The organism is uncultured Novosphingobium sp., from assembly GCF_964277725.1.
GTDB classification, from domain to species: Bacteria; Pseudomonadota; Alphaproteobacteria; order Sphingomonadales; family Sphingomonadaceae; genus Novosphingobium; species Novosphingobium fluoreni.
The window spans coordinates 1-11,682 of the sequence record NZ_CAXYKL010000082.1 but is presented as its reverse complement, the minus strand read 5'-3'; the positions used below and the strand labels follow the sequence as shown (position 1 = coordinate 11,682).

Annotated in this window: 10 protein-coding genes and 1 pseudogene; 8 read left to right on the top strand and 3 right to left on the bottom strand. The window is 66.2% G+C overall.

The features are described 5' to 3' along the window. Positions 1–924: pseudogene (locus tag ACHWRX_RS04825) on the top strand (malto-oligosyltrehalose synthase); the annotation flags it as partial. A gap of 108 nt (positions 925–1,032) precedes the next feature. After that, the gene (locus ACHWRX_RS04820; protein ID WP_394658300.1) at positions 1,033–2,355 is read left to right on the top strand and encodes a dihydroorotase; all 1,323 of its coding nucleotides are present in this window, start codon (positions 1,033–1,035) and stop codon (positions 2,353–2,355) included. 3 nt (positions 2,356–2,358) lie between these two features. On the opposite strand, the gene rarD is transcribed toward ACHWRX_RS04820, so the two are convergent. Continuing rightward, the gene (gene rarD, locus ACHWRX_RS04815; RefSeq protein ID WP_394658299.1) at positions 2,359–3,258 is read right to left on the bottom strand and encodes an EamA family transporter RarD; all 900 of its coding nucleotides are present in this window, start codon (positions 3,256–3,258) and stop codon (positions 2,359–2,361) included. Positions 3,259–3,429: 171 nt separating this feature from the next. Here rarD and ACHWRX_RS04810 point away from each other — a divergent pair, with 171 nt between their 5' ends. Further along, positions 3,430–3,840 (top strand): glycine zipper 2TM domain-containing protein, encoded by a 411-nt coding sequence (locus ACHWRX_RS04810; protein WP_183616086.1) that lies wholly within the window; start codon positions 3,430–3,432, stop codon positions 3,838–3,840. A gap of 339 nt (positions 3,841–4,179) precedes the next feature. Continuing rightward, on the top strand, positions 4,180–4,890 hold the full coding sequence (locus ACHWRX_RS04805) for a hypothetical protein (protein WP_394658298.1): 711 nt from the start codon (positions 4,180–4,182) through the stop codon (positions 4,888–4,890). Positions 4,891–4,972: 82 nt separating this feature from the next. Here the strand turns inward: ACHWRX_RS04805 and ACHWRX_RS04800 are convergent, their stop codons facing one another. Both ACHWRX_RS04800 and ACHWRX_RS04795 read right to left on the bottom strand, forming a co-directional pair. Continuing rightward, positions 4,973–6,379 (bottom strand): succinylglutamate-semialdehyde dehydrogenase, encoded by a 1,407-nt coding sequence (locus ACHWRX_RS04800; RefSeq protein ID WP_394658301.1) that lies wholly within the window; start codon positions 6,377–6,379, stop codon positions 4,973–4,975. A gap of 106 nt (positions 6,380–6,485) precedes the next feature. Next, positions 6,486–7,916 carry a protein adenylyltransferase SelO family protein gene (locus ACHWRX_RS04795; protein ID WP_394658297.1) on the bottom strand — a complete coding sequence of 477 codons (1,431 nt, stop codon included), beginning with the start codon at positions 7,914–7,916 and terminating at the stop codon, positions 6,486–6,488. 67 nt (positions 7,917–7,983) lie between these two features. Between ACHWRX_RS04795 and ACHWRX_RS04790 the strand changes: the two genes are divergently transcribed. The 4 genes from ACHWRX_RS04790 to ACHWRX_RS04775 form a co-directional block, all read left to right on the top strand. Further along, entirely contained in the window at positions 7,984–8,859 is an 876-nt protein-coding gene (locus ACHWRX_RS04790; RefSeq protein ID WP_394658296.1) for an alpha/beta fold hydrolase, read from the top strand. Positions 8,860–8,873: 14 nt separating this feature from the next. Beyond that, positions 8,874–10,001, top strand: coding sequence for a glycosyltransferase family 4 protein (locus tag ACHWRX_RS04785; protein WP_394658295.1), 1,128 nt, complete (start codon positions 8,874–8,876; stop codon positions 9,999–10,001). A gap of 147 nt (positions 10,002–10,148) precedes the next feature. Further along, positions 10,149–10,922 (top strand): tetratricopeptide repeat protein, encoded by a 774-nt coding sequence (locus ACHWRX_RS04780; RefSeq protein WP_394658294.1) that lies wholly within the window; start codon positions 10,149–10,151, stop codon positions 10,920–10,922. 23 nt (positions 10,923–10,945) lie between these two features. Further along, on the top strand, positions 10,946–11,682 hold a 737-nt coding region (locus tag ACHWRX_RS04775), incomplete at its 3' end, for a PQQ-binding-like beta-propeller repeat protein (protein WP_394658293.1).

Sequence of the window (11,682 nt, the reverse complement as noted above, 5' to 3'; positions counted from 1 at the left end):
ATGGCCTGCCCGATCGCGACGTTTCACCAGGCGATGCAGCACCGGGCCGAACGAACGCCGTTCGCAATGCTGGCCACCGCCACGCATGACCACAAACGCGGCGAGGATGCGCGTGCCCGGCTGGCGGTGCTGAGCGCGATTCCGGAGGAATGGTCACGCCGGTTGGAAGACTGGCTGGCGCTGGCGGCCCGGCACGCACCGGGTGTCGATCCTGCCGATGCCTACCTGCTGCTGCAGACCCTGGTCGGCGCATGGGAGCCGGGGGATGATACGCTGTTGCCCCGCCTGCACGATTGGCAACGCAAGGCCTTGCGCGAAGCCAAGCTGCGCTCATCCTGGGAGGACCCGGACGAAGCGTATGAGGGGCAGTGCCACGATCTCGCCGCCGCTCTGCTGGACGACCCCACGTTCCAGCAGGATTTCGGTCGGTTCATGGCGCAATTGGCGGCTCCGGCGCTTGCGAACACACTGGCGCAGACCGTGCTGCACCTGCTGTCGCCCGGCGTTCCCGATATCTATCAGGGCTGCGAGCTGATGGACTATTCCATGGTCGATCCCGACAATCGCCGTCCGGTGGACTTCGCATCCCGGCAGGCTTTGCTGGAGAGCGGCACGGGCGCCGAAAAGCTGCGATTGACGCGCGATTTGCTGGACTTGCGCCGCACGTCCGCCGCCATCCGGGAGGGCGATTACGAGCCGCTTTCAGTGTTCGGCAAGCGGGCCGAACACGTGCTGGCCTTTGCCCGGAACAACGGCGGTGAGCGAGTGGTCTGCGCAATGGCGATCCGGTTGGGTGCGGTCCTGTTCGGGCACGAACAGCCGTTTCCCCCGCCAGACTGGTGGGGCGATACGTTGATCGAAGACGGCGCCAGGAGGCACCAAGCCAGCGTGCTGTTCGCCGAAAATGTCGTCTCCACAATCTGACCGTGCGATGCCGATCCAGCCACAGCTGCACGGGTCAATAAGGACTGTCCTACAGGCCCCGGTTCGTGACAGACGTGGCCCAACGATTCGCTACCGAAAGGCCGCGCCATGAGCATCGCACCCGAACTCGTCCTCACCGGTGGCCTCGTCCACACGCCGTCCGGATCGATCCATGCCGACGTCGCCGTGCGCAAGGGCAAGATCATCGGCATCGGCAGCTATCCCGATGCGGCCCGGCGGATCGACTGCACCGGGCTGGATGTGCTGCCCGGCGTGATCGACAGCCAGGTCCATTTCCGCGAGCCCGGGCTGGAGCACAAGGAGGACCTGGAAAGCGGCAGCCGCGCCGCGGTGCTGGGCGGCATCACCGCGGTGTTCGAAATGCCCAACACCAATCCCACCACCGACACCGCCGATCGCGTGCTGGACAAGCTTTCGCGCGCGCATCACCGCATGTTCTGCGACCATGCGTTCTACGTCGGCGCGACGGCGGACAATGCCGAGAACCTGGCCGAGCTTGAGCGTATTCCCGGCACGGCGGGCGTGAAGATCTTCATGGGCGCATCCACCGGCAGCCTGCTGGTGGCGGAGGACGATGCGCTGGCGCGGGTGCTGGCCAGCGGTCGCCGCCGCGTGGCCATCCACGCCGAGGACGAGGCCCGCATGAACGACCGCAAGGGCGAGCGGGTGGAGGGCGATCCGTCCAGCCACCCCGTCTGGCGTGACGATGAAAGCGCGATGCTGGCCACGCGGCGCATCGTGCGCCTGGCGCGGGAGACGCGGCGGCCGATCCACGTGCTGCACATCACCACGCCCGCCGAACTGGAATTCCTGTCCCACCACCGCGATGTCGCCACGTGCGAAGTGACGCCCCAGCATCTCACCCTCGCGGCCGAAGAGGCCTATCCGCGGCTGGGCACATATGCGCAGATGAACCCGCCGATCCGCTCGGGCGCGCATCGCGATGGGCTGTGGCACTGGCTGAACCAGGGCGTGCCCGATGTACTGGGCTCAGACCACGCGCCGCACACGATCGAGGAAAAGAACAAGATTTATCCCAACAGCCCCAGCGGGATGCCCGGCGTGCAGACGCTGCTGCCGCTGATGCTGGATCATGTCGCCCGTGGCCGCATGACGCTGGAGCGGCTGATCGACATGACCAGCGCGGGCGTGCAGCGCGTGTTCGGCCTGGTGGGCAAGGGGCGCATCGCGGCCGGCTATGACGCCGATTTCACCGTGGTTGACCGCAAGGGCACTTTCACCGTGGCGGAGGACTGGCTGGAAAGCCGCTGCGGTTGGTCGCCGTTCACCGGCATGGAATTGAAAGGCCGCGTCGTCGGCACGATCATTCGCGGCGAGTCTGCGATGTGGGAAGGCCAGTTGGCCAACCAGGCACAGGGTGAACCCCTGCGATTCGCCGGCGCGCTATAAGCTTTACGACGCGGACGCGCGCGCTTTGCGGCTGACCAGCAGATCCCAGCAGAACACCGCGATCGCCGCCCAGATGAAGACGAAGCTGACGAGCTGCACCGGCCGCAGCGGCTCGTGGAAGACGAAGACGCCCAGCACGAAGATCAGCGTGGGCGCCAGGAATTGCACGAAGCCCAGCGTGGAATAGCTCATCCGCCGGGCGGCGGCGGCGAACAGCATGAGGGGCAATCCCGTGACCACGCCGGCTGCGGCCAGCGTCACGTCGATCGTGGTGGAATGGCCCAGCGAGATGCCGGCCGGTTGGGCGGCCTGCCAGCCCACCAGCGCCAGCGCGGGCAGGGCCAGCACCAGCGTCTCCACCGTCAGGCCGGGCAGCGCGTCCACCGCCGTCAGCTTGCGCACCAGGCCATAGCCGCAGAAGCTGACCGCCAGCCCCATGCTGATCCACAACGTGTTGAGCGCCCCCAGCGCCAGAATCGCGACACCGATCGCGGCCAGGGCCACCGCGATCCATTGCCGCCGCGTCAGCTTCTCGTTCAGGAAAAGCGTGCCGGCCACCACGTTCATCAGCGGATTGATGTAATAACCCAAGCTTGCCGCGAAGACATGGTCAGTCGCGATGGCCACCACGTAGATCAGCCAGTTCGTCCCGATCAGGCAGGCGCTGGCGGCAAGGGCTAGCAGCGTCTTGCGCGTAGTGAAGGCTGCCCGCAGCTGCGATCCCTGCCGCAGCAACACCACCAGCAGCAGGCAAATCGGCAAGGTGAACAGGATTCGCCAGCCCACCAACTCGAACGGCGGCACATCATGCAGCAGGCGGAAATAGAGCGGAAACAGCCCCCAGCATAGGTAAGCTGCCAAGGCATAAGGCAATCCGCCGCCGCGCTGTTTGGTGGTGTTCATCCGCCGGGCTCTATGATCAGCAGTGTCGCGAAGCAACTGATCGACCGTGGAAACTCGGTTCATCGCAAACTTCGTTTCTGACGACCGCGTTGCGATCTGTTCAGAATAAGTGGTCTAAAGATGAATGCGTAAGGCGGATCTCCCCAGTGCCGCCGCCAAGGAGAAACGATGATGAACACTCTGCTCAAGATTTCCGCTCTCGCTGCGGCCAGCGCTACTCTGGCTACCGCGGTCCCTGCCACGGCTGCCGTCAGCTTTGCCGACAACGCGACGACGTTTTCCGCCCCCGGCACCGAGACCTACAACAACTGGCGTGACCGTCGCGGGTATCGTGACGACTATCGCCGTGGCTACCGCGATGACTACCGCTACAGCGGTCGCAACTGGCGCGGTAATGATGGCCGCTACTACTGCCGCCGCGGCAGCGGCACCACCGGCCTGCTGCTGGGTGGTGCGGGCGGCGCCCTCCTGGGCCGCTCGATCGACGGCGGACGTGACCGCACTCTGGGTACCGTGATCGGTGCCGCTGCAGGTGCCTTGGCCGGTCGCGCGATCGACCGTGGCGGTTCGCGCTGCCGCTAATACCTGATGACCGGTTTTCCCGCGCGGACGGCGACGCGCGGGGGAACGGCGGGGTGACCGCGACGCTCTAGCGTTGCGAACCGCGCCGGGAGGGCGTCCCCCCACTCCTGCGGGGGCGTCCTCCTTGGCGTGTCTGCGCCAGACGCGCCTACTTGCTTGGCCGTGGTTTACGGTTCGTTGCACGGGCATCCCGGAACGGGACGGCGCGGCTATTAACCAAGACTTTCCCAAAATCCTTATGCATTCCTCGCCATGGCTGATCGCACTCGGGCCTGCAGGCCCGAGTAGTGAGACAGGCCCCGAGGCGAAGGTCGCCCGGCTGGTAAGGATGCGTCGACGATGTTGAACAAGGCCCGTTTCGTGCTCAACGGCAGCACCGCCGTGATGCTTCTGCTGCTGGCGGCTTGCAATTCCAACAAGGACGCGCCGGTTCCGGCGGAGAGCGATCCGGCGGTCAGCGGCGCGCTGGGCGATCAGATCGTGGTCGATCCCAACGTGGCCGACGCCAGCGGCGCCGGAAAGACCGGTCAGGCCGAACTGCCAGCGGCAAAACGCTCGCCAGAGGCGATTGCGGCGGCCAAGGACGAGGCGATGGTGCAGGCGGGCGGCACGTTGAAATCCGCACCCGCACCGCAGACCGGCTCCACAAATGCGCTGGTGGAAAGCGCTGCCACCGCAGCGCAAGCCGCGCAGGAAGCCAAGGCCGCATCTACCGACTGCACGAAGAAAGCGCAGTATTCCGCCACCTGGGCTGCCAAGTTGCCCAAGGACCTGCCGGTCTATCCGCGCGGCGCCGTGCAGGACGCGGCGGGTACGGATGAGGGCGGCTGCCACTTGCGCGTGGTCACCTTTGTCAGCCCGGTCGCGCCCAAGGACGTGGTGGACTATTACTACACCCGCGCGACGGCAGCCGGTTACGGCGCGGATTATCGCATGGACGGCGCGGACCACGTGCTGGGCGGGCGCAAGGGTGAACAGTCGTACCTGGTCTACGCGCGCAAGCAGAAGAACGGGCTGACCGAAGTGGACCTGATCGCCAGCGGAGAGTGAGGCAGAGCTTACGCCTCTACCCTCATCATTCCACCGTTTCGTTCGAGTCGCATGAAGTCTCAGAGACTTTGCGCACGGGCCTCTATCGCAACCCTACGCCGATCGCCGCGCGCGGTTGCTCCATTTCGCCGGACGCGACTGGATAGGCGCAATAATCCGCCGCATAGAAGCCGCTGGGGCGGTGGTTTCCCGATAGCCCGGTGCCACCGACCGGCGCGGAGTGGGAAGGGCCGATCGTCGGCCGGTTCCAATTGACGATGCCGGCGCGGGCATGGCCCCAGAAACGGTTGTATTCCTGCGGCGTGCCGCCCACCAGCGCCGCGACCAGGCCGTAGCGCGTGGCGTTGGCCTCGGCGATCGCCTCGTCGAAGTCCGATACGCGGATCACTTGCAGAATCGGCCCGAACAGTTCGACGTCCGGCTTTTCTGCCATCGCGGTCACGTCGATGATTACGGGCGAAAGGAACGGCAGCGCTTCGTCGGGGCGCACCAGGTGCTTGATCGCCCGGCCGCCGTGACTGAGCAGATAGAGGAAGCTTTCGGTCAGGCCATCGGCGGCGGCATTGTCGATCACCGGGCCCATGAACGGGGCGGGGCTATCGAACGGTGCGCCAAAGATGATTCGGTCCGCCAGGGACTTCACCTCGGCCAGCAGTGGCTCGATCATGGTGTCTTTCACGATCAGGCGGCGCGCGGCGGTGCAGCGCTGCCCGGCGGAGGCGAAGGCCGATTGCACCACGATCGCGGCGGCGTCCGTGATCTTGGGCGTGTCCCACACGACGATCGGGTTGTTGCCACCCATCTCCAGCGTTACCAACTTGTCCGGCCGCGCGGCGAGGCGGCGGTTGATGGTGATGCCGGTATGGGCCGACCCGGTGAAGAGGACGCCGTTCACGCCTTCGTGCGCCACCAGCTTCTGGCCTTCTGCGGGACCGCCAGCGCAGAATTGCATGATCGCGGCAGGCACGCCGGCCTTGTGGAAGCAGCGCGCCAGGAACTCGCCGCTGGCAGGCACCTTTTCGCTTGGCTTGAAGATCACCGCGTTGCCCGCGATCAGGGCGGGGATGATATGCCCGCAAGGCAAGTGCGCGGGATAATTGAATGGCCCCAGCACCGCCAACACGCCGTGCGGCTTGTGACGCAGCGCCATCGTGCCCTGCAAGGCACTGTCTAGCCGGCGTTGCGCGGTGCGTTCGGCGTAGGCGCGGATCGATAGTTCGACCTTGGCGATCACGCTTTCGACTTCGACATTGGCCTCCCACATCGGCTTGCCGGTCTCACGCGCGATCAGGGTGGCGAAGGCTTCGGCATCCTTGCGCACTTCATTGGCGAAGCGGCGCAGCAGTTCCATGCGGGTGGAGAGCGGCTGCGCGGCCCATGCCGGCCAGGCGCGGCTTGCGCGCGCCACCTGCTCGTCGACATCGCCCAGCGGGCCGCGCCACATTTCCGCGCCCGTCGCGGGTTCGAACGAGATGAGCTCGACCGCCATCGGCGCGCGAGGCAGGGCCTTGCTTTCGTTCGCCGGGTGCTCGGTGGTCAGGCCGCTCATTAGGGTTGATGTTCCGTTTATTGCCAAGGGTTTTCGCGGAAGACCGCTATGCCACGCCGAGTCCTACCGGGTTATGAACGCCGGGCGTGTTAACGATTGGGTGGGCGCCCAGCGCCGCGCCGAGACGGCGGATATCGGCGACGGTATCCATAAGCGGCTGCCAGTCGTCGTTCTGATCGATCGCGGCCCAGATCCGCTCCACCTCCTCGATGACCAGGGTGGGCGGCTTGTCTCGCTGCCAGAATGGATCGTCCATCGCTACGCCGGAGTAATCGCGCAGGACTTCGCCGAATTCGCCTTCCGCCGCTCTGCGTCCGCCGCGATGCCACAGGAAAAAGTCGTCCGGGCCGATGCCATGCTCACGCATATGGCGCTCCGCCGCGCCCACCAGCGCCGTGTCCGCTTCTTGTCCGCGCGAGTCGACGCCCAGCCGCCAGGCGAAGCGCCGTGTCATCGCCGCGGTATAAAGATCGCCGAAGCGGTTGAGCGCGGCCAGCAGCGGCTCGGTATCGGCCAGCAATCGCAGCGCCACGGCCAGTTGCTGGCAGTTCCACAGGATCGCCTCGGGCTGGCGCCCAAAGGCATAGAGGCCGCTATGATCGAAGTAGGCGGCGGTGAACGATGGGTCCCACTGCGGCAGCCAGCGCCATGGGCCATAGTCAAAGCTTTCGCCCGAAATGTTCATGTTGTCTGTGTTCAGAACGCCGTGGACGAAGCCTGCCACCATATAGGAGGCGGCCATGTCCGCCATGCGTTCCACCACCTGATGCATCAGGATCACGGCGGGCTCATCGCGGCCTGGCACATCCTCGGGCGGTAGGCCGCCGGGGTAGTTCGCCAAGCAATAGGTGACCAGCAGCGCCATATGCTCGCGTTCTTCCAGTGCCAGCAGGCGTTGGAACGTGCCGAAACGAATATGCCCGTGGCTTAGCCGCGTCAGCACCGCCGAACGCGTGGGCGAAGGCTCGTCACCCCGTTGCAGCGATTCGCCGGTTTCGATGACCGAGAACGTCTTGCTGGTGTTGACGCCCAGCGCCTCCAGCATCTCGGTCGCCAGGATTTCGCGCATCGCGCCTTTCAGCGTCAGCCGGCCATCGCCAAAGCGGCTGTAGGGCGTCTGCCCCGATCCCTTGGTGCCAAAATCCAGCAGGCGATCCTGTCCATCGCGCAGCTGGGCATAAAGAAACCCCCGGCCATCGCCGATCTCGGGATTGTAGCTGCGGAACTGATGGCCGTGATAGCGCATCGCCAGCGGCTGCGGCAGGTTGCCCGGCAGCGGCTCGAAGCGTCCGAAATGGCCAAGCCACTGCTCGTCATTCAAAGTCTGCAGCCCCACCGCAGCCGCCCAGCGATCGTTGCGGAAGCGCAGGATATGCTGGGGAAACCGCGCCGCCTCTACAGGGTCGGCGATCCAGGAGGCGATCGCCTCGATCATTGGGCCGGGGCGATAGTCACTCGCTTGCGGTTCGCGTTGCATCAGGCGATAGTGGGGAGAGGGCGCCCGCCGATCAACCCGGGCGAAGCTATCAAGGGCGCCAGAGGCGATGACGCGTTACGAAGACCGGTTCTGGTCCAGCCGGGACGGGCTGAAATTGCACTATCGGGAATATCCGGGGCCGGAGCATCCGGGAGCGGATGGGCGTCCGCCGATCGTGTGCCTTCATGGCCTGACCCGCAACGCTCGCGATTTCGAGCAGCTGGCGGAGCGCCTGTCGCCCGAGTGGCGGGTGATCTGCCCCGAGATGCGCGGGCGCGGCGAAAGCGAGTATGCGCGCGAAGCCGCCGCCTACAACCCGTTGCAGTATGTGGAGGACGTGACCGTCCTGCTGGACGAACTGCAGATCGATCGCTTCGTGGCGATCGGCACGTCGATGGGCGGATTGATGACGATGCTGATCGCGCTGCAGCAGCCCGGCCGGGTCGTCGCGGCGGTGATCAATGATGTCGGCCCTTATCTGGAACCCGCGGGGATCGAGCGGATCAAGGATTATGTCGGCCAGGGGCGCAGCTTCCCCACCTGGGTCCACGCCGCCCGTGGCCTGGAAGAGATGCACGGCGGTGCCTATCCCAACCGCGACCTGCCGTTCTGGATCGCCGCGGCCAAGCGCGTGATGACGCTGTCCAGCAACGACCGCATCGTGTTCGACTATGACATGAAGATCGCCGAGCCCTTCGTGCAGATCGATCCGGAGGCCGCGCAGGCGGACATGTGGCCGGCACTAAAAGCGCTGGCCGGTAAGCCGGTGCTGATCCTGCGGGGCGCCTTGTCCGACCTGCTGGGCACCGCCACGCTGGCGGGAATGGTGCAGCGCCTGCCCGGCGCGGAGGCGATCACGATCGCGGATGTCGGCCATGCGCCGACTTTGTGCGAGCCGGAATCGTTTGCCGCGATCGACCGGCTGCTGGCGCGCGTGGCCTGAGGATCGCCGGTCCCTTGCGCATCCTGCACCTTCATTCCAGCTTCGATCGCGGCGGCAAGGAACTGCGCGCGGCGCGGCTGATGAATGCCTTCGGGCGCGGGATCGAACATCACGTGATCTCCGCCGTGCCGGGCGCTTTGGCGGCGGCGCAGGCCGTCGATCGCGGGATCAGGGTGGTCTATCCCGACGATTTTCCCAGCTTGGTCGGCAAGCCCACGCCGGGCCGGCTGCAGAAGGTCGCGGCGGCGATGCGCCCGTTCGATCTTGTGCTGACCTACAATTGGGGCGCGATGGACGCGGTTATGGCCCACACCGTGTTCCGCGATATCCAGAAGCTGCCGCCGCTGGTCCACCATGAGGACGGCTTCAACGAGGATGAGGCCGAAAAGCTGAAGGCCACGCGCAACTGGTATCGCCGCATCGCTCTGGGGCGCGCGGCCGCGCTGGTGGTGCCGTCGCGCAAGCTGGAGGCGGTGGCGTTGGGGCCATGGCAGCAACCGCGCGGGCGTGTTCACCTGATTCCCAACGGCATCCCGCTGGCCGCCTACGCCAAAAAGTCCAAGCCCGACGCCTTGCCACGTATCGTCAAGCGTCCGGGTGAGCGTTGGGTCGGCACGCTGGCGGGGCTGCGCGCGGTGAAAAACCTGCCGCGCCTCGTGCGGGCTTTCGCCGGGCTGCCGGCAGAGTGGCAGCTGGTGATCCTGGGCGATGGGCCTGAGCGTGATGCGATCAAGGCACAGGCCTTGGCCTCGGGCGTGGCCGATCGCGTCCATCTGCCGGGCTTCGCGCCCGATCCGGCCAAGGCGGTCGGCCTGTTCGACGTGTTCGCACTGTCGTCCGATAGTGAGCAGTTCCCCATTTCCGTGGTCGAGGCCATGGCCGCTGGCCTGCCGGTCGCCTCCCCGGCGGTGGGCGACGTGGCGCAGATGGTGGCGGACGCGAACCGGCCGCTGATCTGCGCGCCTCATGACGACGCGGCGCTGGCGGATGTTCTGTTGCGCCTGGCTAACGATGCGACGTTGCGGGCCACGGTCGGGGCGGCAAACCGCGCCTATGCCTCTGCTCATTATGATGAAGCGGCAATGATTGCTGCCTATTCCGGGGTTTATGCCCAGGCGATGGGCATTGCGCAGTTCCCCTGAGTGGTGCCGCGGGGTTGCCTTGTGCCCCAAGCGTCCCATTCAGCGCCGCTTCACAGGGGTGTGACCAACACGATCACCGTTGTATTGCGGCGCTCATCCGCTAAACAGCGCCGCTAACGTTTCAGGCATCCCAGAAAGCGCCCGCACTTGGCCGTACCCCCGCAGACCCCGGTGACCAATGCCGCCGCCGCCCGCCGTCAGTCGGAGCAGAGCGGCGTGTTCATGCGCGAAGTGGACGATGCGCTGCGTCAGGATCAGTTCGAAACCTTCCTGCGCCGCTACGGCAAGCTGGTGATCGCGGCGATCGTGATCGGCCTGCTGGCCTTTGCAGCCTACCTGCTCTGGCATCATCGCCAGAAGGCCGAGGCCGAGGCAGCGTCTGAGCAACTGGTGCTGGCGCTGGACGATCTGGATGCGGGCAACGCCGCCAAGGCGCAGCAGAAGCTGGCAGCCTTGACCCAGACCGATGCCGGCCATGCCGCGCTGGCCCGCCTGGCGCAGGCGGGCATCGCGCTCGACAAGGGCCGCACTGAAGAGGCCGCCAAGCTCTACTCGCAAGTCGCCAGCGACACGAACGTGGGCCAGCCGGTGCGTGATCTCGCCACCGTGCGCGAAGTTGGCGCCGCGTTTGACAAGCTGCCGCCGCAGACCGTGGTGGATCGCCTTTCCGCCCTGGCGCAGCCGGGCAACGCCTGGTTCGGCGTGGCGGGCGAGATGGTGGGCATGGCCTACCTGAAGCAGGGCAAGCCGAAGGAGGCCGGCCTTCTTTTCGTCAAGATTGCGAAAGACAAGACTCAGCCCGACGGTCTGCGCACACGCGTGCGCCAGCTGGCCGGGCAACTGGGATACGACGCGCTGGACGATGTCGTTCCCGTTTCGGATGAGGATGGCGCGCCCGCACAGGGCAGCGCGGGAGAATGAATTTGGCTGGCAAGGTCAATCACATGCACACACGTAAACTCGCTCCCGTGGTCCTGCTCGCGCTGGCCATGGGGCTTTCCGGTTGCGGCATCTTCAAGGGCAAGGGTGGACCCAAGACACCCACCGTGGGTGAGCGGATTCCGATCCTTTCGCGCATCGAATCGGGTGCGAAGGTCGATCCGCAGCTATCCGGCGTGTCCGTCATCCTGCCGCCGGCGGAAGCGAACACGGAGTGGGCGCAGGCCGGTGGTCCGTCCAGCAAGGCAGCCGGGCACCTGGCGCTGGGCGCGTCGCCCGCTCGCATCTGGACCGCGCAGATCGCCGGTTCCAGCAATAAGCGCCGCCTCGCCGCTTCGCCCGTGATCGGCGATGGCCGCCTCTACGTGATGGACACCAGCGGCGTCGTCACCGCCTTCAACGCCGATACCGGCGCCAAGGTATGGAGCAAAAGCTACGACGTCGGCGGTGACAGCAAGGCCGTGTTCGGCGGCGGCGTCAGCTACGATAGCGGAAACGTCTACATCACCACGGGCGTTGGCGAAGTCGCGGCGCTGGGCGCGGCGGATGGCGCAGAGAAGTGGCGCGTGAAGCCCGCAGGCCCGCTACGCGGTTCGCCCACGGTCGGGTTCAACTCCGTCTACGTGATGACGCAGGATAATCAGATCGTCGCGCTCAACACCGCGGACGGCAAGCAGCAGTGGAACGAGTCCGCCTCCGTCGCGCAATCGGGCGTGTTCGGCGTGGCAGCGCCCGCTGCGGC

Coding starts and splice junctions, on each gene's coding strand:
- rarD (WP_394658299.1), bottom strand. CDS start 3,258: ATGAACACCACCAAACAGCGCGGCGGCGGATTGCCTTATGCCTTGGCA.
- ACHWRX_RS04795 (WP_394658297.1), bottom strand. CDS start 7,916: ATGCAACGCGAACCGCAAGCGAGTGACTATCGCCCCGGCCCAATGATC.
- ACHWRX_RS04805 (WP_394658298.1), top strand. CDS start 4,180: ATGTTGAACAAGGCCCGTTTCGTGCTCAACGGCAGCACCGCCGTGATG.
- ACHWRX_RS04790 (WP_394658296.1), top strand. CDS start 7,984: ATGACGCGTTACGAAGACCGGTTCTGGTCCAGCCGGGACGGGCTGAAA.
- ACHWRX_RS04800 (WP_394658301.1), bottom strand. CDS start 6,379: ATGGCGGTCGAGCTCATCTCGTTCGAACCCGCGACGGGCGCGGAAATG.
- ACHWRX_RS04810 (WP_183616086.1), top strand. CDS start 3,430: ATGAACACTCTGCTCAAGATTTCCGCTCTCGCTGCGGCCAGCGCTACT.
- ACHWRX_RS04820 (WP_394658300.1), top strand. CDS start 1,033: ATGAGCATCGCACCCGAACTCGTCCTCACCGGTGGCCTCGTCCACACG.